This window comes from Microbacterium sp. Root322 (genome assembly GCF_001425645.1).
Classification (GTDB): domain Bacteria; phylum Actinomycetota; class Actinomycetes; order Actinomycetales; family Microbacteriaceae; genus Microbacterium; species Microbacterium maritypicum.
Genome location: NZ_LMCS01000001.1, coordinates 892,744 through 916,629, shown reverse-complemented (window position 1 = coordinate 916,629; position 23,886 = coordinate 892,744). Strand labels below are relative to the sequence as shown.

The 23,886-nt window shown below is 68.8% G+C and carries 20 protein-coding genes and 1 tRNA gene; 14 read left to right on the top strand and 7 right to left on the bottom strand.

What is annotated here, in order from left to right; translation table 11 throughout:
- Window positions 1-182: 182 nt before the first annotated feature.
- Window positions 183-1,553 carry a glutamate decarboxylase gene (locus ASC55_RS04335; RefSeq protein ID WP_235563086.1) on the top strand — a complete coding sequence of 457 codons (1,371 nt, stop codon included), beginning with the start codon at window positions 183-185 and terminating at the stop codon, window positions 1,551-1,553.
- A 7-nt stretch (window positions 1,554-1,560) separates the two neighbouring features.
- On the top strand, window positions 1,561-3,099 hold the full coding sequence (locus tag ASC55_RS04330) for an amino acid permease (RefSeq protein WP_235563085.1): 1,539 nt from the start codon (window positions 1,561-1,563) through the stop codon (window positions 3,097-3,099).
- Between the two features lie 45 nt (window positions 3,100-3,144).
- Here the strand turns inward: ASC55_RS04330 and ASC55_RS04325 are convergent, their stop codons facing one another.
- Window positions 3,145-5,055: a heavy metal translocating P-type ATPase gene (locus ASC55_RS04325; protein ID WP_055872878.1), complete on the bottom strand. Its 1,911-nt coding sequence runs from the start codon at window positions 5,053-5,055 to the stop codon at window positions 3,145-3,147.
- 138 nt (window positions 5,056-5,193) lie between these two features.
- Here ASC55_RS04325 and ASC55_RS04320 point away from each other — a divergent pair, with 138 nt between their 5' ends.
- Genes ASC55_RS04320 through ASC55_RS04310 form a run of 3 tightly spaced genes read left to right on the top strand, consistent with a single transcriptional unit; the run spans window position 5,194 to window position 7,918 of the window.
- Window positions 5,194-6,615: a ferredoxin reductase family protein gene (locus tag ASC55_RS04320; protein ID WP_235563084.1), complete on the top strand. Its 1,422-nt coding sequence runs from the start codon at window positions 5,194-5,196 to the stop codon at window positions 6,613-6,615.
- Between the two features lie 14 nt (window positions 6,616-6,629).
- Window positions 6,630-7,106: an FMN-binding protein gene (locus ASC55_RS04315; RefSeq protein ID WP_055872873.1), complete on the top strand. Its 477-nt coding sequence runs from the start codon at window positions 6,630-6,632 to the stop codon at window positions 7,104-7,106.
- Window positions 7,106-7,918, top strand: a complete 813-nt coding sequence (locus ASC55_RS04310; RefSeq protein ID WP_055872870.1) for an FAD:protein FMN transferase — start codon at window positions 7,106-7,108, stop codon at window positions 7,916-7,918. Before ASC55_RS04315 ends, ASC55_RS04310 begins: the two co-directional genes overlap by 1 nt.
- Here the strand turns inward: ASC55_RS04310 and ASC55_RS04305 are convergent.
- The 4 genes from ASC55_RS04305 to ASC55_RS17470 all read right to left on the bottom strand — a co-directional run bounded on the left by ASC55_RS04305 (window position 7,896) and on the right by ASC55_RS17470 (window position 11,112).
- Entirely contained in the window at window positions 7,896-8,870 is a 975-nt protein-coding gene (locus ASC55_RS04305; protein WP_055872867.1) for a sensor histidine kinase, read from the bottom strand. The genes ASC55_RS04310 and ASC55_RS04305 overlap by 23 nt on opposite strands.
- Window positions 8,867-9,544 (bottom strand): response regulator transcription factor, encoded by a 678-nt coding sequence (locus ASC55_RS04300; RefSeq protein WP_055872864.1) that lies wholly within the window; start codon window positions 9,542-9,544, stop codon window positions 8,867-8,869. Before ASC55_RS04300 ends, ASC55_RS04305 begins: the two co-directional genes overlap by 4 nt.
- A 37-nt stretch (window positions 9,545-9,581) precedes the next feature.
- Window positions 9,582-10,874 (bottom strand): Na+/H+ antiporter NhaA, encoded by a 1,293-nt coding sequence (gene nhaA / locus ASC55_RS04295; RefSeq protein WP_055872861.1) that lies wholly within the window; start codon window positions 10,872-10,874, stop codon window positions 9,582-9,584.
- Window positions 10,875-10,938: 64 nt separating this feature from the next.
- Window positions 10,939-11,112 (bottom strand): hypothetical protein, encoded by a 174-nt coding sequence (locus ASC55_RS17470; RefSeq protein WP_017831028.1) that lies wholly within the window; start codon window positions 11,110-11,112, stop codon window positions 10,939-10,941.
- Window positions 11,113-11,406: 294 nt separating this feature from the next.
- Between ASC55_RS17470 and ASC55_RS04290 the strand changes: the two genes are divergently transcribed.
- The 9 genes from ASC55_RS04290 to ASC55_RS04250 all read left to right on the top strand — a co-directional run bounded on the left by ASC55_RS04290 (window position 11,407) and on the right by ASC55_RS04250 (window position 22,785).
- Complete coding sequence (locus tag ASC55_RS04290) at window positions 11,407-14,211, top strand: DUF11 domain-containing protein (RefSeq protein ID WP_162243042.1); 2,805 nt, start codon at window positions 11,407-11,409, stop codon at window positions 14,209-14,211.
- Between the two features lie 147 nt (window positions 14,212-14,358).
- Window positions 14,359-15,954 carry a DHA2 family efflux MFS transporter permease subunit gene (locus ASC55_RS04285; RefSeq protein WP_055872856.1) on the top strand — a complete coding sequence of 532 codons (1,596 nt, stop codon included), beginning with the start codon at window positions 14,359-14,361 and terminating at the stop codon, window positions 15,952-15,954.
- 48 nt (window positions 15,955-16,002) lie between these two features.
- Window positions 16,003-16,866 carry a MurR/RpiR family transcriptional regulator gene (locus ASC55_RS04280; RefSeq protein ID WP_235563083.1) on the top strand — a complete coding sequence of 288 codons (864 nt, stop codon included), beginning with the start codon at window positions 16,003-16,005 and terminating at the stop codon, window positions 16,864-16,866.
- Between the two features lie 122 nt (window positions 16,867-16,988).
- Window positions 16,989-17,660 (top strand): tyrosine-protein phosphatase, encoded by a 672-nt coding sequence (locus ASC55_RS04275; RefSeq protein WP_055872854.1) that lies wholly within the window; start codon window positions 16,989-16,991, stop codon window positions 17,658-17,660.
- Window positions 17,657-18,445 (top strand): metallophosphoesterase family protein, encoded by a 789-nt coding sequence (locus ASC55_RS04270; RefSeq protein ID WP_055872852.1) that lies wholly within the window; start codon window positions 17,657-17,659, stop codon window positions 18,443-18,445. The genes ASC55_RS04275 and ASC55_RS04270 overlap by 4 nt, the downstream gene beginning before the upstream one ends.
- A 16-nt stretch (window positions 18,446-18,461) precedes the next feature.
- Window positions 18,462-19,496 carry an ABC transporter substrate-binding protein gene (locus ASC55_RS04265; protein WP_055869023.1) on the top strand — a complete coding sequence of 345 codons (1,035 nt, stop codon included), beginning with the start codon at window positions 18,462-18,464 and terminating at the stop codon, window positions 19,494-19,496.
- On the top strand, window positions 19,497-21,167 hold the full coding sequence (locus tag ASC55_RS04260) for an ABC transporter permease (protein ID WP_200935136.1): 1,671 nt from the start codon (window positions 19,497-19,499) through the stop codon (window positions 21,165-21,167). It abuts the gene before it with no gap.
- A gap of 14 nt (window positions 21,168-21,181) precedes the next feature.
- Window positions 21,182-22,249 (top strand): ABC transporter ATP-binding protein, encoded by a 1,068-nt coding sequence (locus ASC55_RS04255; protein ID WP_055872850.1) that lies wholly within the window; start codon window positions 21,182-21,184, stop codon window positions 22,247-22,249.
- Window positions 22,246-22,785, top strand: coding sequence for a histidine phosphatase family protein (locus ASC55_RS04250; RefSeq protein WP_017831020.1), 540 nt, complete (start codon window positions 22,246-22,248; stop codon window positions 22,783-22,785). The genes ASC55_RS04255 and ASC55_RS04250 overlap by 4 nt, the downstream gene beginning before the upstream one ends.
- A 110-nt stretch (window positions 22,786-22,895) precedes the next feature.
- Here the strand turns inward: ASC55_RS04250 and ASC55_RS04245 are convergent.
- A tRNA-Arg gene (locus tag ASC55_RS04245) sits at window positions 22,896-22,968 on the bottom strand.
- A gap of 16 nt (window positions 22,969-22,984) precedes the next feature.
- Window positions 22,985-23,800, bottom strand: a complete 816-nt coding sequence (locus ASC55_RS04240) for an SGNH/GDSL hydrolase family protein (RefSeq protein ID WP_051056627.1) — start codon at window positions 23,798-23,800, stop codon at window positions 22,985-22,987.
- Window positions 23,801-23,886: the final 86 nt, after the last annotated feature.

The window sequence follows — 23,886 nt, the reverse complement described above, 5'->3', positions numbered from 1 at the left end:
CGCCGACATTGCGCCACGGTTCCCCCTTCAAGAGCCTCCTCGGTGGATGAGAGGTCGTCGCTTCTGGCCGAAGGTCGTATGGCGCGACGCTGACGAGCTTGCGATAGTGGTCGGCACACGACCAGCGACGAGGATCGAGCGTGTCGCCGGCGTGAAGCCACGCGATGCGAAAGGTTCCGGACATGAGTGCTCCCTCCAGCGACGACCAGCCGATGTTCACAAGGCCGGGGGAGGCGACGCTCACATCGCGTCACGTCATTCCCACGACAGAGTCTCTTCCCGATACGGCGAAGCAGATCGTGGAGGACGAGACGATCCTCGACGGCAATGCGCGGTTGAACCTCGCGACGTTCGTGAGTACCTGGATGGACGACGACGCCAAACAGGTGTACGCGGCGTCATTCGACAAGAACATGATCGACAAGGACGAGTACCCGCAGACGGCGGCGATCGAGGACAACTGCTGGCACATGCTGGCGAATCTCTGGAACGCTCCGGATGCGGAGAAGAGCATCGGCACCTCGACCATCGGCTCGTCCGAGGCGTGCATGCTCGGCGGCCTCGCGTTCAAGCGGCGGTGGCAGCAGGCGAGGCGCGCCGCGGGGAAGGACGCGTCGTCGCCGAACCTCGTGATGTCCTCGGCGGTGCAGGTGTGCTGGGAGAAGTTCTGCAACTACTTCGATGTCGAGCCGCGGTACGTGCCGATCAGTGCGGAGCACAAGACGCTCGACGGGCATGACCTGGCGAAGTACGTCGACGAGAACACGATCGGCGTCGTCGCGATCATGGGCGTGACGTACACCGGGATGTACGAGCCCGTGGCCGAGATCGCTGCGGCGCTGGACGAGATCCAGAAGAGCACCGGGCTCGACATCCCCATCCATGTCGATGGCGCGTCCGGAGCGATGATCGCGCCCTTCCTGCAGCCGGACCTGGTGTGGGACTTCCGTCTCGACCGGGTGCACTCGATCAGCACGTCGGGTCACAAGTACGGTCTCGTCTACCCGGGGCTCGGATGGGTGGTCTGGCGCGACGCGCAGTGGCTGCCGGAGGACCTGGTGTTCCAGGTCAGCTATCTCGGCGGGGAGATGCCCACGTTCGCCTTGAACTTCTCGCGACCCGGTGCGCAGGTGGTGCTCCAGTACTACCTGTTCCTGCGCCTGGGGTTCGAGGGGTACCGCGCCGTGCAGCAGGCGTCGCAGGACGTCGCGAAGTTCCTCTCCGCCGGCATCGCGAGACTCGACGCGTTCGAGCTCTGGAACGACGGCAGCGACATCCCGGTGTTCGCCTGGCGTCTGAAAGACGGGCACACGAAGAACTGGACGCTCTACCATCTGCAGGATCGGTTGCGGATGAAGGGCTGGCTGATTCCGGCGTATCCGATGCCCGCTGATCTCGAGCAGATCACGGTGCAGCGCATCGTGGTCCGCAACGGACTGAGCATGGACCTCGCTGCCGAGCTGCTCCAGGCCATCGAGACCGAGGTCGCGTACCTCGACGCACTCGAGTCGCCGATGCCGACCGAGAAGCCCCAGTCGGCCTTCCACCACTGAGCCGACGATGTCCACCTCGAACACGGGGGCCACCCCCGAACCGAAATCCGCCCCTCAGATCTCGGCCGCTACGCAGGTGTCGCGGCCCGCCGTCGCCATCCTCGGCGTCGGACAGCTCGCCCTGCTCACCCTCGTCGTCGTCGCCAGCCTGCGCTCGCTGCCGGCGATGGCGACGTACGGCCTCGGCAGCATCATGCTGTACCTGATTCCGGCGATCGTCTTCCTGGTGCCGACCGCGCTCGTGGCGGCGGAGCTCGCGACCGGATGGAAGGGCGGTATCTACGTATGGGTACGTGAGGCCCTCGGCAACCGCTGGGGCTTCACGGCGGTGTGGCTGCAGTGGATCCAGAATGTCGTCTGGTTCCCCACCCAGCTCGCCTTCATCGCGGGAGCGCTCGCCTTCGTCTTCGTCGACCCGTCGTTGTCGAGCTCCGGCTTCTTCACCGCCGTGGTGATCATCGTCTTCTACTGGGGTGCGACGTTCGTCACGCTGCGCGGCGGCAACCTCTTCGCCAAGCTCGGCTCCTGGGGCGGCATCCTCGGTACGCTGCTCCCGGCGGCTCTGCTGATCGTGTTCGGGGCGATCTGGGTGTTCAGCGGCGAGAAGTCACAGGTGCCGCTCGAGGCCTCGGCGATCATTCCTCCCTTCACCGGCTTGGCATCGATCGTGCTGATCGTGTCGAATGTGCTGGCCTACGCGGGCATGGAGGTCAACGCCGTGCACGTGAACCAGATGAAGGATCCCGGGAAGGGCTTTCCACGCTCGGTGTTCCTCGCGGCCGGCCTGATCCTGCTCGTGTTCATCCTTCCGACGTTGGCGATCTCGGTCGCCGTCCCGTCGAAGGAACTAGGGCTCACCAACGGCATCATGCTCGCATTCGGGGTCTACTTCGACCACTGGGGAATGGGCTGGGCGACGGCCGTCGTATCGGCGCTCATCGCCGCCGGTGCCCTCGCTTCGGTGATCACCTGGGTCGCCGGCCCTTCCAAGGGAGTGCTCGCCGCTGCGGAGACGGGCCTGCTCCCGCCGATGCTGCAGAAGCGCAACAAGGCCGGAGTGCAGTCGGGCATCCTGATGCTCCAGGGAACGATCGTCACGATCCTCGCGGCGATCTTCATCGTCGTTCCCAACGTCAGCGCGGCCTTCGTGGCCTTGATCGACATGGCCGCGGCGCTGTACCTGATCATGTACATGCTCATGTTCGCGTCCGCTATCGTGCTGCGTCGCAAGGAGCCGACGGTGCACCGTGCTTATCGTGTGGCCGCACTGCCGCTGGTGGCGGGGGTCGGATTCGTGGCGTGTCTCGCGGCCTTCCTTCTCGCCTTCATCCCTCCCGATGGATTCACCGCCTTCTCTCCTGCCGCGTACCCATGGATCGTCGGGGCGGTCATCGTGATCCTCGGTGGCCCTCCGCTGCTGTTCTACGCTCTGCGCAAGCCTGCGTGGGACCGTCGCCCCGCTGACGGCAGTCTCCTGAGCGATGCCCACCCTGAGGCGCCGGTTCCCCCGGGGCCGGGGTCGTCGGCGGCGGCGAAGCACCGCTGAGCCGCTGGTCTCTGGGGGTGACCCGAGCATGGGAGCGGTGGCTCGTCAGTCCGCGCGTTGCGGAGCAACCGCCTCGGTCCTCGTGCTCGGGCGGGCCGGCGCTGCGGGAAGCACCGTGGAGGGGCCGCTCAGGGCGCGGAGCGCGTAGAGGATGGTCGCGAGATCGACGAGCTCCTGGACGAGCGCACCGACGACGGCGGGGATGAGTCCGGTCATCGCCACGATCATGAGTCCGATGCTCAGTCCTATGCCGATCCAGATCGCGGTGAGCGCGACCCGCAGGGTGTGACGGCCGATCGCGACGGCGTCGACGAGCTTCGCCAGCGAGTCGACGAGGATCACGACATCAGCGGCGTCCCCGGCCGCGGTCGCGCCCTTCGCCCCCATGGCCACGCCGATGTCGGCGGCGGCGAGCACGGGGGCGTCGTTGACGCCGTCGCCGACCATCATGACCGGGCGCGGTTGCAGCTCAGCGGCGAGCGCGACCTTCTCGGGAGGGAGCAGCTCGGCGTGGATCTCGGAGATGCCCACCTGGTGGGCCACCGACTCCGCCGTCGGGCCGACGTCGCCCGTGAGCATGACCACGCGGTCCACCTCGTGCGTGCGCAGCCACGAGACGACGGCCGCCGCTTCGGGCCTCGGGTGGTCGGCGAGCACCAGCACCCCGGCGAAGCGTCCGTCCACCGCGACGTAGGCCGCGGCCTGGCTCAGCTCCAGCGTCGCCCGCACGGTGTCGGGCGCGAGTGCGGCCACGTAGGCCGGTTTGCCGACCACGACCGATCGGCCGTCGATCTCGGCGACGACGCCGTTCGTGGCCTCCTCCCGGGCTTCGGAAGCGCTGCGGAGCGCGAGTCCGCGCGCGTGCGCAGCGCGACGGATGCCTTCAGCGAGCACGTGCGTCGAGTACTGCTCCGCAGAGGCGGCGAGCTGCAGGATCTCATCCTCGTCGAAGCCCTCCGCCGGGCGGATGGCGACGAGTTCGGGTCGTCCCTGCGTGAGCGTGCCGGTCTTGTCGAACGCGGCCGAGCGCACGCGGGCGATCTGTTCGATCACCGCACCGCCCTTCATGATCACCCCGGTCTTCGCCGCGCGGGAGAGGCCGCCGAGGAACGCGACCGGTGCGGCGATCAGGAGCGGGCACGGCGTGGCGAGCACGAGTACCTCGGCGAAACGCGTCGCATCCCCGGAAAGGGCCCACGCGGTTCCGGCCAGCACGAGCGAGACCGCGGTGAACGGGATGGCGAAGCGGTCCGCGAGTCGTACGACGGGGGCATGGGAGTCTTCCGCCGCATGTACGAGCGCGACGATCTGCTGGTACTGACTGTCCGAACTCGTGCGCACGGCTCTGATCCGCACGGCCCGACTTCCGTTGATGGCGCCGGAGAGCACCTCGCCCCCGGACTCGCGGGTCACGGGCATGCTCTCGCCGGTCAGCGAGGACTCATCGAAAGTCCCGGTCTCGGTGAGCAGCTCGCCGTCGACGGGCACGATCTCCGCCGGACGCACGAGCAGCACGTCTCCGATGTCCACCTCGTCGACGGGCAGATCCCTGACCTCATCCGAATCCGCGGACTGCGGGCGCAGGAGCACGTGCGCGATGCGCGGAGAGCGATCCAGCAGGGCGGACAGGTCACGCTTCGCGCGGCGGCCGGCGAAGTCCTCGAGAGCCTCTCCGCCGGAGAGCATCAGCACGATGATGAGCGAGGCGATGTACTCCCCGACGGCGAGAGTCGCCACCATCGCCACCACGGCGAGGATGTCGAGCCCGACGTGACCGCGGAGCACATCGCGCACCATCCCGACGAGGGTCCAGACGACGAACGCCGCCACGTAGCCGGTGGCGATCCATCGACCGGCGACCGTGGCGTCGACGGCGTGGAGGAGCAGCACGCCGATGAACACGAGAACGGTGGTGGTGATGGCCGGATAGCGCCACAGCAGGCGGAGAAACCTCATGCCCCAGCTTCCCGCGAATCGGTACGCAGTACCAGCGGGAGACGGCGTGCCCCGGCGAATCCCATGGAATCCCTGTGAGTACTCTGAGGTACATCGTTCCTTAGAGCTGTCTCAGAGCCGAGTCCGCACCATGGCCTCATGACCACACTGACGACGCGACCCCGAGCCTCCGTCCCTCCGAAGGCCGGAGCCTCGAAGCACACGAGCCGTCGCCGTGCGCGGGCATGGCGGGTGGGAGCGATCACCGTCATCTGGGCGACCAGCCTCTTCGTGGTGGCGCTCTGGGTATCCGGGGGAGGCGTCGCCGCCGTCCTGGGACTCAACGGCGAGACCGTGACCACGCTGGGGCGATTGACCGGTCTGGTCGCTGCGAATCTGCTGCTGTACCAGGTGCTGCTCATGGCGCGTGTGCCGCTCTTCGAACGCGGATTCGGTCGTGATGGCATCACGCGCATGCATCGCTTCGTCGGGTTCTGGTCGTTCTGGTTGATGGGCGCGCACATCGCCCTGCTCGCCCTGGGCTACGCGATCACGGCCGGCATCAATCCGGTCGTCCAGCTGTGGGGGTTCATCTGGGACTACCCGGGGATGCTCCTGGCCGCGGCGGGCACGCTGCTGATCCTGCTCGTCGTGATCACCTCGATCCGCCGTGCGCGTCGGCGTCTGCGCTACGAATCGTGGCACCTCCTGCACCTCTACGCCTATCTGGGCGTGGGGCTGGCGCTCCCGCACCAGCTGTGGACGGGTGCGGATTTCCTCTCCTCACCGCTCGCCACCCTGTACTGGTGGTCGATCTGGGCGCTCGCAGCGGCGTCCGTCCTCGTCTTCCGGATCGGCATGCCCGTGCTGCGCTCGACCCGTCATAGCCTGCGCGTGGCGAGCGTCGAACCGGACGGAGCGCGGGGAGTGACCGTGCGGGTCGCCGGACGCGACCTCTCGTCGCTGGGCGCCCGAGCCGGGCAGTTCTTCGTCTGGCGCTTCCTCGACGGGCCGGGGTGGACGCGCGGGCATCCCTTCTCCCTGTCCGCTGCGCCGGGGCGAGAGGTCACCCTGACGGCCCGCGTGGTCGGTGACGGCACGCGCCGCCTCGCGGCGCTCGCACCGGGCACTCGGGTGATCGTGGAGGGGCCCTACGGGGAGATGACAGGGGAGAGCCGCACCGGGACGAAGCTGCTCATGATCGGTGCGGGAGCGGGGGTCGCGCCCCTCGTCTCCCTCTTGGAGGCCGAGGAGTACGCGCCGCGGGATGCCATCCTGCTCACGCGGGACTCGGTCGCCGAGGATGCCGTTCGTCAGAGTGCGATCGCTGACCTCGTCTCCCGTCGCGGGGTGCGGTATCTGCCGTTCGTCGGGCCGCGCTCGTCGGGCCCGTCGAGTTGGATCGCGGCCAGCCACAGCGCCTGGGCTGGACCCGATCTCCTCCGCCACCTCGTCCCCGACCCCGAGGCCTATGACGTCTTCATCTGCGGAACGGCGGCGTGGATGAAGGACCTCACGCGCGACCTCGAGAGCGCCGGGTTCCCTCCGCACCGTCTCCACTCCGAGTCCTTCACGATCTGACCAGGGAGAACACCATGAAGAAGATCCTGTATGCCGTGCTCGCGACCGTCAGCGGCCTCGTGCTCCTGTTCAGCTATCGCACGTCGCTCGACGCGGTGGCGCCGCAGGACACCGCTCCGGCGGCGACGGGATCCGTGGGCGGCTCGGGGACGCCGACTTCGGGCTCGACCTCCGGGACGGGCGCCTCCGGTGCGACCTCGGGCACCGGGCTCGTTGACGGCACCTACACGGGCGACTCGTCGCAGACGCGGTATGGCCCGGTACAGGTGCAGATCACGGTCTCGGGCGGTCAGATCAGCGACGTGCAGGCGATCCACTATCCCGACAGCAACGGCAGGGACCGCCAGATCAACGGCACAGCGATCCCGCGTCTCGTGTCGGAGACACTGCAGTCGCAGAGTGCGCAGATCCAGATGGTGTCCGGCGCGACATACACGAGCGACGGCTACCTGTCGTCGTTGCAGAACGCGATCGATCAGGCGCAGAGCTGATGCGCGCGGCACATCGACAGACGCGGGTCTGGGTCGAGGAGATCATGGGCATCCCGATGAGCGTCCAGCTGATCTCCGCGGGGGAGCGGGATGAGGCGACGACCGAACGGGCCGTCAGAGCGTGCTTCGACGAGCTGCACGAGATCGACCGTGTCTTCTCGACCTATCGGCCGGATTCCGACATCAACCGCATCCGTCGGGGAGAGGTGGCGCTCGCCGATGCCGACCCCCGGGTGGGGGTGGCCGCTGCGGCCTGCGAACGTGCGGAACAGGCGACCGGTGGGCTGTTCTCGGGACACTGGCAGGGGTGGTTCGACCCCACGGGATGGGTGAAGGGGTGGGCCGTGGAGGAGGCGAGTCGTCGACACCTCGCTCCGCTGCTGTCCTCGGCACTCGCGGTCGGGATCAATGCGGGCGGAGACCTGCAGCTCTTCACCGCGCCAGGAGCCGATTGGCGCTGGCACGTGGGAATCGCCGATCCGCACGAGCGAGGTCGGATGATCGCGACCCTCGACATCGCCGACGGCGCCGTCGCCACGTCGGGCACCGCCGAGCGCGGCCTGCACATCCTCGACCCTCGGACGGGTGAGCCTGCGACCGGGGTCGCGTCGGCCACGATCGTCGCCGATGGGCTCGCTCAGGCGGATGTCTGGGCGACCGCAGCCGTCGTCGCCGGACGCACGGACCACTCGTGGATCGGGCCGTCGGCAACGCGCACCGGCATCGTCGTGGATGACGACGGCGCCGTGACGCGCTGGCTCGGTTCGACGGTGATCGATGTGTGCGAGGTCAGCGGATCGCAGGCAGCGTGAGGAGGAAGGTCGTACCGCTCGAGCTCGAGCTCTCGACCTCGATCGAGCCGCCCGCCCGGCGCGCGACGTCGCGCACGAGTGAGAGTCCGAGACCGAAGCCGCGGGGTCGACCGCTCTCGGCGGGTCGGGCGAACCGCTCGAAGATCTGATCCGGGGGGATCCCCTCGATCCCGGTCCCCTCGTCGATGACACGCACGGTGACATCGCGGGAAGCACGCCCGATGCGGACCGTGACCGTTCCTCCGGACGGCGAGTGCTGCACGGCGTTGTCGAGCAGGGCCACGAGGATGCGCACCAGTGTCACCGCCGGGATCCGGGCCACGGCGTCGGCGTCGGCGTCCACAGCGAGAGTCACGGCCGATTCGTGCGCGATCGTCGACAGCGAGGCGACGGCCGTGGAGGCCGCGTGTGCCACGTCGGCCTCACCTTCGGCGTGGGACTCGCCCTCGGCCGAGATGAGCAGATCGTTCAGCACGTCGCCCAGGGAGTCGGCGTCGCGACGCAGCTCGACCAGGCCCGGCCCGATGTCGTCCCCCCGTTCGAGACGGCGTTGCATCACCTGGATGCGGCTGGTCAGCGTCGTCAACGGCGTGCGCAGCTCGTGGCTCGCGTCGGCGACGAAGTTGCGCTGGCGGCGCAGCGCCTCGCCGAGGGGCCGAACCGAACGGCGCGCAGCGATGGCGGCGACGAGACCCAGCAGCACGACGCCGATGACTCCCAACACGATCACGGTCGGCACGACCACGTCGATGTCGACGATGAAGTCATCGCGGGTACCGCCGGGACCGTCGAACCATCCGCCACCGTGCTCCTCGCCTTCGCGGCGCGATGTGGCGAGGATCACCGCGATGAGGATCCCGATCCCCATCGCGACGATCACTCCCGATGCCACTCCCACCCACAGCCCGATCGACAACGCCGCTCGACGGACCTGCGCCGCGTCGTCGCTCATGCGGGAGTCCCCGCTCGATAGCCGCGTCCACGGATCGTCTCGATCACGTCGGGGGTCGTCTTCCGCCGCACGTAGTGCACGTAGGTGTCGACCGAGCTCGTCGTGTCGCCTTCGTGGAATACGGCACGGAGGATCTCCTCCCGGGAGAACACGTGCTCGGGACTGTCCGTCAGCAGCTCCAGGAGCGCGCTCTCGGTCGCGGTCAACGCCACGCGGAATCCCGAGGGGTCATAGACCGCCTGGGCAGCGGGGACGAAGACCCACTCACCCAACGGTCTGCGCGTGCCCTCCACGCGGAAGGCTCTCCGCAGCGCTCGAAGGCGGGCGAGCAGCTCGTCGTAGTCGAACGGCTTCACCAGGTAGTCGTTCGCACCGCCGTCGAGACCCGTCACGCGGTCATCGACCGTGCCGAGCGCCGTGAGCATCAGGACGGGCGTCGTGATGTGCGCCGTTCGCACCGCGCGCACGAAGGCGATGCCGTCCATGCCGGGCAGACGCCTGTCGACGACCATCGCGTCGTAGCGCCTGCTCAGCGCGAGCCGCAGGGCACTCTCGCCATCCGAGGCATGATCCACGTCGTACACGTCGCCCAGCACTTCGACCGTCAAGGCAGCGATCTCCGCATCGTCCTCCACGTAGAGGAGCGATCCGCGCGGCGCATCGGTCGGGTTCATGGCGGCCGTCCTCGGGAATCGTCCGTGATCTAGGTGATCAGAGTACGCCCGCCTCCGCCTCCTGATGCTCGCGGCGTCCCCGTGCGTTGCGTCGGGCGAGGATCACTCCACCCAGGATCGCGGCGACGAAGGATCCGACGAGCACCCCGATCTTCACATGCTCGTCCGCCACGGAACTCGACCCGTAGGCGAGTTCTCCCACGAGCAGGGAGACGGTGAAGCCGATTCCGGCGAGGAAGGCCATACCTGTCAGATCCGGCCAGCGCAGCGTCTCGTCGAGCCGCAGTGCGGGGAATCGGCTCAGCAGGAAGGTCGTGACAAGGATGCCGATCGGCTTGCCGGCGACGAGTCCGACGACGATCCCGATCGTGATCGGGTCGGAGAACGCGGAGACGAGTCCGTCCCACCCGCCGACCGTGACGCCGGCGGCGAAGAAGGCGAAGACGGGAACGGCGAACAGCGTGGCCACGACGCTCCAGCGGTCGGCGAAGTGGGCGGCCATGCCGTCGTAGACGGGGAGGCCCTCATCGTCGCTGCCGGTGCGGACCCTGGCGCGTTCGGTCGCCGTGACGGGGACGACGAAACCGAGCAGCACACCCGCGACGGTCGCGTGCACACCGGATGCGTGGATGCACACCCACACGGCGATGGCGAGCGGGAGCAGCAGCCACCATGCGCGGACACCCTTCGCGACGAGCGCGGCGAACCCGGCCAGCGGCAGCAGGGCGAGGATCAGCCACGGGAAGCTGATCGAGTCGGTGTAGAACGTCGCGATGATGGTGATCGCGATCAGGTCGTCGATGATCGCCAGGGTCAGCAGGAACACACGCAGCGCCGGGGGGAGGAACTTGCCGACCACGGCGATCACCGCGACCGCGAACGCGATGTCGGTCGCGGTGGGGATCGCCCACCCGCGCAGCGCATCGGCTCCGCTGCCCGCGTTGATCAGGACGAAGATGAGCGCGGGCACCACGACGCCGCCCACAGCTGCGGCTATCGGCAGGGCGGCCCGGCGCGGGTCGCGCAGCCGCCCGGCGACGAACTCCTCCTTCAGCTCGAGGCCGACGACGAAAAAGAAGATCGCCAGAAGCCCATCGGCCGCCCATGCGCCGATGCTGAGCTCGAGGTGCAGCTCGGGGATGCCGAACGTGAAGTCGCGCACGGACTCGTACCAGGAGGCGGCAGGACTGTTGGCCAGGATCAGGGCCGCGAACGTCGCCGCCAGCAGGAGGGAGCCGCCCAGGACGTCGCTGCGGGCGTTGGAGCGGATGCCTTGCCACAGCGCATGCGGGGCGAGGGAGAAACGGGCAGGTGATGAATTCGGGGACACGGAAAGACCTCACGCGAGAAGGGGTGAATGGCGCAGAAGACCACCGCCCCGTTCGAGGCGTGGTCTAGTTCCGTGGCGGCGGGCAGCCGGCGATCTCGCCGTGCGAGAGCGTGCCCCACACACTGGTCCACCCGTTCGTGCCCGGGTGCAGGATGACCCGCATCCATTCCCTCATCGGGGTCGCCGAGCGAAGACGGTGCGGGGCACGCGTCGAGCCGGCGATCGAGAGGAGGGGCACGCGTCCAGCCTAGCCCGAGGTGTGCTGAGCGTTCTGTGCACGAGGACGGCTCCGCGCATCTCCTCGCCGCTCCGGTCGCCTCCTCCGATCTTGACCCCCGTAGGGAGGTCAAAATGCGGCCATTGTGCGCCATCGCTATGTGCGGCTCGCTCTCCTTGGGTTAGGTGAGAGGCGTAGGACCCGCCGTCGGCCGTGGTCTGTCGTCTCCCGGACGTGAGGGTGCGCTCGCACCCCGAGGCTTCCTGCCGGGCGTCGAGGGACGCGGAGGGGAGAGACATGAGAATCGGAGCAGGCATGACAGGCACAGATCGTCGGACACGGACTTCGCGGAGACGACCGCGACCGCAGGATCGGTGGCGCGGAGCCGCCGCATTCGGACTCTCCGCGCTCGTGGCCGTGGGCGCAGCGCTGGTTCCGGCCGCGCCTGCGCTGGCGGCAGCGGGGGATCCGTTCGACCCGAGCGTGCCGACCGTGTTCATCGGGCAGCAGTCGCCGACGCAGCTCTACACCGCGGTGCAGGGCGCGGGAGCGGTGACGTTCGAGCCCACAGGGCCGGTCGCGGATCGCACCTACAACGCCATCGGGTTCAACAGCCTCGACAACTACCTGTACGGGCTGCGAGTGGAGAGCGGAAACAAGACCTCGTTGCAGCGCGTCGGCCAGGACGGCCAGGTCACCGGTCTCGGCAGTGTGACGGGACTCCCGACGCCCGCGGAGAATGACGCCTACAACCAAGGTTCCTTCGGGGCGGGCGCGACCGCGGGAACTCTGTACGTGCGCAACCAGCTCGACGCGAACTCGATGTGGGCGATCAACGTCGGCAGTCTTCCCGCCGCCGGAGCAGCGTCGGCCACGCGGATCGCCCTGTCCGGGGCGGGGGTGCCGAACGTGTCCGACATCACCTGGAAGGACGGGTTCCTCTGGGGGATGTACAACAACGACCGGATGTACCGCATCAACCCCGTCAACGGACAGGTGAGCTCCTGGGTGACGGGGCTCGGCATCACGGGAGACTTCGGAGCCCAATGGCAGTACGGCAACGGCAACCTCGGCCTGTCGCGCAACGTCGACGGCCGGGTCTTCCAGATCGCCATCGACCTTCCCGGCAGCGCGACGCCGGGCTTCCGGCTCGTGTCCTCGACGTCGGGTCCGGCGTCGAGCAACAACGACGGCGCATCGATCCCCGGCCTGCCGGTCGATCTCGGCCTCACCAAGACGGGACCGGACGAGTACACGCCCGGCGGGACGATCACCTACACGTTGACCGTCACGAACAACGGGCCCGGAGCGTCGTCGGGATCCGTGGTCACCGACCAGATTCCCGCATCGGTCACCTCGGTGTCCTCACCCACTCCGGGTTGCGATGTCGACGGCAACGCGCTGAGTTGCACGCTGGGAGAACTCGCGCCGTCGGAGAGCACCACCCTCACCGTCACGGGAACCGTCGCGGCGGGAACGACCGGTGAGCTCACCAACACGGCGAGCGTCACCGGCAATGAGCAGGATCCCACCCCCGGGAACAACACCGACAGCTGGACCGTCTCGCCCGTCATCGTGCCGGCGCCGGCGCTCGCCCTGGTGAAGTCCAACGATGCCGGCGAGGAAGCGATCAGCGTGGGGCAGATCATCACCTACACGTTCCTCGTGACGAACACGGGCAACGTCGCGGTCGCCGACCTCCGCATCGATGAGACGGCCTTCACCGGGGCCGGCGCGCTGGGCGCCGTGTCCTGCCCTGCCACGTCGTTGACGCCGGGGGCGAGTACGACCTGCACGGCGGACTACACGGTCGAACAGGGCGACGTCGATGCCGGGAGCATCGAGAACACGGCGACCGCCGCCGGGACCACTCCGGGCGGCGAGGTCGCATCCGATCCGTCCTCCACGGTCGCGCCGAGCGCGAGCAACCCGGCCGTCTCGCTGGTGAAGTCCGCGGACTCCGCGGGGCCCGTGGCTCTCGGAGCGTCGATCAACTACTCGTTCCTCGTGACCAACACCGGCAATGTCACTCTGCAGGGCGTCGCGGTCGATGACCCGCGTCTCGCCGGTGTCGGGGTGAGTGTGTCGTGCCCGGTCGCCTCGCTCGTGCCCGGTGCTTCGACGAACTGCGTGGCCGACGATCCCTATGTCGTGACGGAGTCCGATGTGCTCGCCGGTGAAGTGGTGAACACGGCCACGGCCGGGGCCGCTGGGCCGGGAGGAGCGCCGGTGTCGTCCGCTCCTTCGACCTCGACGCTCCCCACGGTGGCTGCTGCACCGGCGCTGGCGATGGTGAAGTCTGCAGAGCTCGCCGACGGAGACGGCGACGGATCGATGGATGTGGGGGAGACGATCCTCTTCTCCTTCAGCGTCACGAACACCGGGAACGTCACCCTCGCCGGTGTCCTGATCGGTGACCCCTTCCTGCAAGACCTCGGCATCGGCGTCACCTGCGAGGCTGAGGCGCTCGCGCCCGGAGCCACCGCACTGTGCGTCGCTGACGAGTCGTATGTCGTCACGCAGACGGACATCGACGCGGGGGAGGTGGTGAACGTCGCGACGGCCACGGGTACTCCGCCCGCCGGCGAGCCCGTCGAATCCGCACCGTCGACGACGGTGACCACGGGCGCGGCGACCCCCGGGATCCGCGGGGTGAAGAGCGCCGACCTGAGGGACGCCAACGGCAACGGCCGCGCCGATGCGGGTGAGGAGATCGTCTTCACGATCACCGTGACGAACACGGGTGACATCACGCTGTCCGAGGTCACTGTGGACGATCGCATGGTCGACGTCGTCTGCCCCACCGGCGCGCTCGCGCCGGGAAACACGGTCGATTGCGTGTCGTCCGCGTACCGAGTGACGGCTGCGGATGTGACCGCGGGCGAGGTGCGCAATGTCGCGACGGTCGCCGGGGAGACCCCTGGTGCGCAGTCGGTGTCCGCCTCGACCAACGTCACGCGGACACCTGCGGGTCCGGTCCCGTCTTCGCCGAGCACTGACCCGTTGGCGAACACCGGTGCGGAGGTGCCGGCATTCTGGACCGCCGCCGTGGTGCTCCTGGGGATCGGCGTCGTGCTGTTCCTCGTTGGTCGGCGCCGGCGTTCGAACATCGAGCACTGAGATCGGCTGATCCTGTCCTCGTGGCAGGATCCGATGAAGAAATGAACGAAGGGCCCCCACCTGCAGCAGGTGGGGGCTCTTCGTGCGAGCAGCAGGGGAGGGAGGGCGCTCTACCCGAATCCCATTTAGCTAACTAAGCTAGCGATCATGGAACGGTACGTGCGCCTGCGGTGGCTCGGGCTCGTCTTCATCAGCATCGCGGTCTCGCTGATCATCGTCGACTCGACGATCGTCAACGTGGCGATCCCTGCGATCGTGGAGGACCTCGGCATCACCTCGACCGAGGTGCAGTGGGTGCAGGAGTCGTACACCCTCGTCTTCGCCTCCCTGCTGCTGGTGTTCGGCAGCCTCGCCGATCGCTTCGGCCGGCGGCGGGTGATGCTCATCGGCGTCGTCGTGTTCGCCCTGTCGTCGGTGTTCGCTGCGCTGTCGCCGGACGGGGGGATGCTGATCCTCGCGCGTCTGGCCCAGGGCGTCGGTGGAGCGATGATCCTGCCCACGACGCTCTCGATCATCAACGCGACATTCCGAGGACGAGAGCGAGGGATCGCCTTCGCCGTGTGGGGGTCGACGATCGGTGGTATGGCTGCTGTCGGCCCTCTCCTGGGCGGGTGGCTCACGACCGCGTATTCGTGGCGGTGGGCGTTCGGGATCAACATCCCCCTCGGCATCATCATTGTGATCGGCGTGCTGCTGACGGTGGCGGAATCTCGCAGCGATCGCATCAGCAGAGTCGACGTCGTCGGCGCCGCGCTCTCCATCGTGGCGATGGGGAGCCTCGTGTTCGGCCTCATCGAGGGGCGGACATACGGCTGGTGGCTCATCGATACGCGTCCGCAGATCGGCGACTGGGCGTGGCCGTGGGAGCTGTCGCCGATACCCCTGCTCTTCGCGGTCGCCGTCATCGCCGTCATCGGGTTCATCCTCTGGGGCCGCTACCGCGAGCGCACGGGAAAGTCGACGCTGCTGGCGCTGCGGCTGTTCTCGATCTCCTCCTTCCGCAACGGCAACATCGCGGCGGCCGTGGTGTCGTTGGGGGAGTTCGGCATCATCCTCGCACTCCCGCTCTGGCTGCAGTTCGTCCTCGGATTCGAAGCGGTGCAGACCGGGTTGCTCCTGCTGGCGCTGGCGGGTGGCTCGTTCCTCGCCAGCGGTGTCGCCGGCGCCGCGAGCGGGAAGATCGCTCCGGTGTGGGTGGTACGTGTGGGCCTCATTGCAGAGATCGTCGGTGTCGCGGGGGTGGGGTTCGTGATCGGGCCCGACGCCTCGTGGGGACCGCTCATCCCGTTCCTGTTCGTCTACGGGCTCGGCGTGGGCCTTGCCACCGCCCAGCTGACAGGAGTCGTGCTCGCCGAGGTCCCGGTCGCGGACAGTGGGGCCGCATCCGGCACGCAGTCCACCTCGAGGCAGATCGGCGCCGCTCTCGGCGTCGCGGTGCTCGGCACGGTGCTGTTCACCAGCACGGCTGGAATCCTCGCTTCCTCGCTCGACGAGCGGGGCGTGCCCGCCGCGCAGCGTGACCAGATCGTCTCGGCCGTCGTGGACAGCGCGGGAGCGGCGATCAGCGGGCTCGAGGCGAACGCTGCGACGGCCGACGCGGCTGAGGATGCGAAGGCGGCATTCTCCGAGGGCACGCGCTATGCGGCGTGGACGGCCGCGGGGTTCCTCGCGCTCGGGTTGCTGGCGACCGTGTCCCTCGGATCGGCCACGGTGCGCGCCCGCCCCGAAGAGGCCGAGGTCTGAGGGACGCGACGGAGTTTCCTCGCCGTTCGACTTCGGACGCTACATTCCATGCAGGTGCATTCCGACGTGTGCGCCGGTGAGGAAGCCATGGTCATCTCCCGCCCTGATCTCAGCGTGCTCGCTCGTGTGCGTGCCTCGTCGTCCCTGCTCGGGCCCAGTGAGTCGCGAGTCGCGGCGCTGATTCTGGAGCGACCTGCGGAGGTCGTCATGTGGTCGACGGCCGAACTCGCCCAGGCCGCGGGAACGTCGACGGCAACCGTGATCCGCGCATGCCAGAGCCTGGGCTTCCGCGGGTTCCAGCACCTCCGTCTGGAACTCGCTCGCTCGACGCCCCTGCGTCCCCGGGAAGACGATGTCACCTCCGACACCTTCGATGACGCCGTGGAAGCGGTGCGCCTCGCCCAAGACAGCGTGAATCCGGTGCTCCTTCAGGAGGCCGCGACGGCGCTGCGTCATGCCCGCCGCGTGGTGCTGGTCAGCAACGGGTTCTCCGGGCCGCCGCTGCAGGACTTCGCGATGCGTCTCAGCATCCTGGGGCGTCCGGTGGAGGCGCCCGTCGACCCGCTCGCCCAGCAGTTCGCCGTCAACAGCCTGACCGCTGACGATCTGTGCTTCGGACTGAGCTACTCCGGTGCGAACGTCCAGACTCTCCGTGCCTGCGCTGCCGCTGCGGACCGCGGAGTACGCGTCGCCGTCGTCACCAGCTTCGCTCGTTCGCCCATCGGGCGCACCGCCGACATCGTCGTCGCGACGGGCCCTGCAGCCCTGACGCACGACGTCGACCCTTTCCTCGCGCGAATCGGACACACCGTCGTACTGCACGCGCTGCACTCTGCCCTCGCCAGCGATGTGGCCCCGTCGGACGCTGCGGGCATGCGTCACGTCGTCGCTGAAGCGATCGCCGAGGAGTAGCGCACCCGACCGTTCACCTCCCGGCCAGCCGGGCGTCATCGCCGGGTCAGCAGACGGTGACGTACCCCGACTGTAATGACGTTTCGTGTGGTTCGAAATACATGTAACGGCGGGACGGTCTCATGCTGGCGATTGACGTGGACGGGCTCTTCAACGTCCGGGCGAGTGACACCAGGAGGCCATGGCTGGTCCGCTCCGGTGCGCCCGAAGCGCTGAGCGAAGCGGGGGAGAAGCTCCTGATCGCGCTCGGGGTGAGTGTGATCGTCGACCTGCGCGAACCCGCGGAGAGCGAAGCCGTCGTCCACGGCATCCCTTCGGCGTCCGTCCCGGTCTACGGCACCGAGCCCCCGGCCACGGGCACCCTCGAGGAGATCTACGAGGGGTTGCTGCGAAGCCGAGGGCACGCGCTGACCGCGGCGGTCGGAGCCATCGCGGATGCCGAGGGCGCAGCCCTGGTCCACTGCACCGCCGGCAAGGACCGCACCGGCCTCGTCGTCGCGCTGGCGCGCTTCGCCGCGGGGGCGAGCGAGGGCGACGTGGTCGCGGACTACGTGCTCTCCGCACCACAGGTGCGTCCGGTGCGAGGGGAGCATGCCGAGCGCATCGCCGCCTCTGTCGAAGCCCGGGAACGCGCCGATGTTCTGCGCCTGCACCTGGAGAGCCCCCCGGAGGCCATCGTGCACGCGCTGGCGGTCATCCGCGAGTTCGGCGGGGCGGAGGAGTACCTCCGCGCACACGGTCTCCGCTCCGATCAGCTCGCGGCGCTGCGCCGCAAGGAAGGGGCGTCGGCATGAGTCGCGCGACCGGTCGGTTGACGGTGCTGCACCTCAGTGATGTCCATGCCATGAGCAGCGGCCTTCTGTACGACACCGTGGACGGGTTCGCTCGCCTGCGCGCCGTCGGCGCGTACCTGCGCGACGCCGGGATCACACCGGAGGCGGTCGTGGTCACCGGCGACCTGGTGCAGCGGGGGAACGCGGATGCCTATCCGGCACTGCGCGAGGCGTTCGACGAACTCGCGGAGATCGCCGGTGTCCCGGTGCTCACCGCGCTCGGCAATCACGACGAGCCGGAGGCCGCGCGGGTGCTGCGCGGCCACGAGCAGACCCACCACAGAGTGCATATCGTCGACGAGCTCCGCTTCATCATCCTGGATTCGTCTCGCGGCGAGCTCGGAGTCGACCAGCGGGCGTGGCTCCGCGACGTGCTGCGCACTCCGCACGGCCTCGGCACGGTCGTCGCTGTTCACCATGCGCCGCTGGGCTCTCCGCTGCCGACGCTGGCGAAGGCGGGGCTGCGGGACGCGGAGGACTTCCTCGACGCCATGGCCGGCTCGGACGTGCGGGCGGTTCTGGCCGGGCACTTCCATCACCCGCTGTCCGCGACCCTGCGCGGCATCCCCGTCTTCGTCGGTCCCTCGCTGGCCTATCACCAGGTGATGGACGCCGGCCCGAACCGCGTCAGCGGCCACGACCTGGCGATGTTCTCCCTCGTGCATCTGCTGCCGGGCGGCGTCGCCGTCACCAACGTCGGGCTCGACTCGCCCGCACCGATCTTCTCCTCCGTCATCTCCACCTGAACCCTGATTGGACACCATGTCGTTCCTTCGCAAGACCGCTCCCGTGGCACTGTTCGGCGTCGCCGCACTCGCCCTCGCCAGCTGCTCCTCGACGCCGGCTCCCGCCGCGACGCCCGAGGAGTCCGCCGCAGCCCTGGAGCCGGCGACCATCACGCTGTACACCTCCGAGCCGCAGGAGAAGGCCGATGAACTCGTCGCCGCCTTCAACGAGGTCCACCCCGAGATCACCGTCGAGGTGTTCCGCGCCGGCACCGGCGACCTGACCACTCGAGTCGCGACCGAGCAGGAGTCCGGTGGTATCCAGGCCGACGTGTTCCTCGCCGCCGACGCCGGCACCTTCGAGGGGTACGCCGCCGACGACCTGCTGCTGAAGTACACGCCGACGGACGTGGACGCCCTGAATCCCGACGTCGTCGACCCCGAGGGCTTCTACACCGGCACCAGGATCATCCCGACCGTCATCGCGTACAACACCGGCATCATCACCGAGGCACCCGAGTCGTGGAAGGACCTCACCGACGCCGAGTACGCCGACAAGATCGTGATGCCGAACCCCGACGTGTCCGGAGCAGCGGCGTACAACGCCGCCGTGTGGCTGGACGACGATCAGCTGGGTGAGAAGTGGATGACGGCCCTGGCCGAGAACCGCCCGGTGATCGCCGACAGCAACGGCCCCGTGTCTCAGGCCGTCGCCACGGGCGCGCAGCCCGTCGGCATCGTGGTGGACTACCTGGTCCGCGAGCTCGCCGCACAGGGGTCGCCCATCGCCGTGTCGTACCCGAGCGAGGGCGTGCCGTACGTGTCCCAGCCGGTCGGCATCTTCGCCGACACCGACGAAGAGGCAGCATCCAAGGCGTTCGTCGACTTCCTGGTGAGCGCCGCCGGCCAGGAGCTCGCCGTCGAGCAGTCGTACCTGCCGGTGCGCTCCGACGTCGGCACGCCCGAGGGCGCCCCGTCGATGGACGACATCGAGATCCTCTCCCCGGACCTCGAGACCATCCGCAGCACGCAGGACGCTGCGGTCGAGACCTTCCGCTCGCTGTTCCTCTAAATGACCGAGATCTCCACTCTCGCCGCGGGTCCGGCATCGCGCCGGGCCTGCGGTGGCGGGCGCCGGAGGCTCGACGGCGTCAGCATCCTCACCCTCGTCCTGTGGCTGGCGTGCGGCGCGTTCATCCTGCTCCCCATCGGCGCGATCCTCGTGCTGGCGAGCCGCGGGCAGCAGGCGGAGGTGCTCCTCCAGGGCGACGTCCTCGAAGCCGGAGCGAACAGCCTGCTCTCCGCCGGAGTGTCGGCGGTGCTGGCCGTCGTGGTCGGCACTGTCTTCGCCGTGCTCCTGGACCGCACCGACCTGCCGGGGCGGTCGGCGCTTCGCCTGCTCGCTCTGAGCCCACTGCTCATGCCCCCGTTCGTCGGCGCCATCGCATGGCTCGGAGTCGCCGGCCCCACGAGTCCGCTGAACCTGTGGTGGCGAGACATCTTCGGCGGACCGCTCTGGTCGATCTACGGCGCGGACGGCGTCATCGCGCTGCTCACGATCCACAGCTATCCCATCGCCATGCTCATCGTCTCCGCGGCGTTGCGCCGTATCCCCACCGACCTGGAGCAGGCCGCGCGGGTCGGAGGCGCAGGTCCCGTGCGAGCGCTCACCTCGGTGACGATCCCTCTGCTGCGGCCGGCGCTGCTGTCATCGTTCGTATTGATCGCTGTCGGGAACCTCGCCGACTTCGGCATCCCGTCGATCATCGGCCTCCCTGAACGCTTCACCACCCTCGCAACCCTCGTCTACCGCTACCTGCAGTCGGGCACCGTCGAGGACCCGCTGGCCGTGGTCGCGACGATCGGCGTCGTCCTGTTGATCCTGGCGGTCCTCGCCCTCGTCGCCGACGCCATGGTCGGTCGGCGCGGGTGGGAGCTGGATTCGTCGAGCGCCGTCGTCGAACGCGTCTCCCTGGGCCGCACCCGTGGGGGACTGGGGGTGGCGATGTGGCTCGTGGTGCTCCTCATCACGGTCCTCCCGCTCTTCGCCCTGCTCACGCAGACGCTGCTGCGTGCTCCCGGCGTGCCGCTCACCTGGGACAACCTCACCCTCGACCACCTCGTCCGCGCGCTCACCACGCGCAACGCGCTGGAGGGGGCGGCGAACTCCGTGATGCTCGCCATCATGGCGGCCGTTATCTGCGGCGTCGTCGGTCTGGCCATCGGGCTGCTCGTGGCGCGAGTGCCGAGCCGAGCCAACCGAGCGCTGGGGGCCGTCGCCGTGGTGCCGCAGGCCGTACCCGGCATCGTCATCGCGGTCGCATGGCTGGTGCTCGCGCCCGCGTTGGGGCTGTTCAACACGCCGTGGCTTATCCTCGCCGCCTACGTCACCTCGTTCACAGCGCTCGTCGTGCAGGCCGTCGCCGCTCCGCTCTCCTCGACACCGACCAGTGCGGAAGAGGCGGCGCGGATCGGCGGCGCGACACGGGTGCGCGCCCTGATCGACATCTCCAGTCGGATGGCGGCACCGGCTGCGCTGTCGGGCGCGGTGATCGTCGCGGTCACCGCCGTGCGCGAGCTCACGCTGTCGGTGCTCCTGCTGTCACCGGGGGCGCAGACCCTCGGCGTCGCGATCTTCAGCTTTCAGCAGGCGGGTGCGTTCAGCACCGCCGCCGCATGGTCGCTCATCGTGGCCGTGCTCGGACTCGCTGTCATCGGGTTCGCGATCCCGAAGACGAAGTAACAGAAAGGGTGCCCATGGCCTCCGTCACACTCGAACACGTCTCTCTGCGATACCGCTCGGGTGCCGTCGGCCTCGCCGACGTCGACCTGCAGGTCGCGGACGGGGAGTTCCTCGCTCTCGTCGGTCCCTCGGGATCCGGGAAGACGACGCTGCTGCGCAGTATCGCCGGGTTCTTGACTCCCACAGCGGGCCGTATCCTGCTCGATGACCGCGTCATCGCCGGTCCCGGTGTCGCCGTACCGCCGGAGCAGCGCCGGCTGGGGATGGTGTTCCAACAGCATGCCGTCTGGCCGCACTGGGACGTGGGGCGCAACGTCGAATATCCGTTGCGACGCGCCAAGGTGCCCCTCGCCGAGCGCCGCACCCGTGTCGGCGAAGCGCTCGACCTCGTGGGACTCGCCGGTTACGAGCGCCGGGACCCGGCGACACTCTCCGGCGGGCAGCGGCAACGTGTCGCCCTGGCCCGGGCGCTGGTCGCCCGCCCCCGGGTGCTCCTGCTGGACGAAGCGCTCTCCGCCCTCGACGAGCCGCTGCGTGACCGGCTTCGCCTCGAGCTGCACACCCTCACCCGGGAGATGGGCCTGACCGTCGTGCACGTGACCCACGACCGCTCCGAGGCTCTCGCGCTCGCGGACAGGGTCGCGGTGCTGGATGGGGGCCGTATCCAGCAGGTCGACACCCCGTCGAACCTGCTCGCCCGCCCCGACAGTCCGTTCGTCGCGAAGTTCCTCTCCGACGCGACGCTGGTCGACGGGCGCGTCACCGAGGGCCTGTTCTCCGCCGGCGACCACCCGCTGACCGTGCCCTGCCCTGGAGTGGCGAATGCCGCGCGGGCTACCGCTGCCGTGCTTCCGGCCGCCGTCACCCTCACTCCCGGCGGTGATGCCATCGTCCGCTCCTCGCTTTTCACACCGGACGGCAGCGACGTCGTCGTGGACTGGCACGGCACGCATCTGCGCGTGCGCACCCACGGCAGCCGCCACCGGGTCGGCGACGCCGTCTCCGTCCACATCACGGATGCGGTGGTCTACCCGCAGGCTGTGGAAGACGCGCCCGAGCGCGAGGCGGTGATGTCGGCATGACCCTCGCACTGGTCAGGCACGGACGCACCGCATGGAACCGCGAGCGCAGAATGCAGGGGCAGTCCGACATCGCTCTCGATCCGGTCGGCGAAGCCCAAGCCGAAGCGGCCGGTCGTCTGCTGGCGACGGCGGTCTGGACACGGATCGTCTCGTCTCCTCTGCGACGTGCCTCGCAGTCGGCCGAGATCATCCGTAGGCACATGCCCCATGCGGAGTACCGCGTGCATGACGGCCTCGTCGAACGTCACTACGGTGAGGCCGACGGTCTGCAGGTCACCGAAGCGTGGGAGCGATGGCCCGACCAGAACTATCCCGGCGCAGAATCCGTCGCTGCCACCGCCGACCGCGCCGCCAGCGCGCTGAGAGAGCTTCTCCGCGACGACGTGGACACCGTCGTCGTGGCTCACGGGACCCTGTTGCGGCTCGGCATCGAAGCCGTGACGGGGCACCCGTGCTCACGGCTTTCGAACGGAGACGTCGTGTTGCTCGAGGGGAGTGAAGCCGTCGGGTACACCGCACGGTGGTTGACGGAGTAGCCCCCCGCAACACGGAGCACGAACGAGAGAAGCCGCCTGGAATCAGGCGGCTTCTCTCGTGATGAAGAACTTCATGTACGGGCTCACGGACGTGACTCGTACAACCTTTGTGCCCCCGACAGGAGTCGAACCTGCGACCTACGGTACCGGAAACCGGCGCTCTATCCACTGAGCTACGGAGGCGTACCGATCGACAATATCACTCGTCGGGGGTGGACTCCGACCCACCGGCCTCGGTGACCGGGGCGGTGCGCAGTTCATCGAGGGCGGCGGCGAGTCTCTCCGCCAGGTAGCGGTGCCCGTTCGTGGAGGGATGCTTGCGCCCCACCTCCACGTCGATCACGTCGAGATAGTTCTGTGCGGTGATCCACTCCTGGGCGATCGGGGAGATGTACCACCAGCCACGTGCGGCGGCGAGCGCGGAGAGATCGGTGTCGATGCGTGCGGTGGCCGCTCCGACGGGGAGCTCGTGCGGAGCGGGGCCGAGCACCACGATCGTCGCCTGCGGGTACGTGGCGGCCAACGTGTCCCACGCGGCGTTCACGGCGTCACGGTAGCCGGCGACGCCCTGTGCGCGGTCGTTGATCGATCCCTGGATGATGACCAGGTCGGGCGTGGTGGACGGGTCGAGTGCGGCGATGCGCTCCCCGAAGGTGGGGCCGTCGAGTCCGGGCTTGAGATATCCGCTCCCGCGGACGCCGTCCACGATCGTCTCGCCGCCGAGAAGGTCGGCGAGGAGGTAGGCGTAGCCGAGGGTCGGGACGGTCGCGGCAGAGCCGTAGGTCCACGAGTCCCCGAACACGAGCACCGTGGGCTTCTCCGGCAGCACGAGCGGTGCCGGTGCGATGACCGTGGACGTCTCGGATGCGCCATCGGCGGCGGCGCTGATCGGGGTCGTCGACGGTGCGGGGATCCACGGCCGCCACACCCCGAGAACCACGGCTGCGACGGCGAGCAGAAGCCCGGCGACGATGCCCGCCGCTCCCACACGGCGTCGGGCGGTGGGCGGCTTCATGGCATGAGAGTAGATCACGGGAGGCCGAACGCAAATTCGTCGTCGTCCGCGCCGTCGGCCGAGGTCTTCCGGCCCCGTAAACTGGG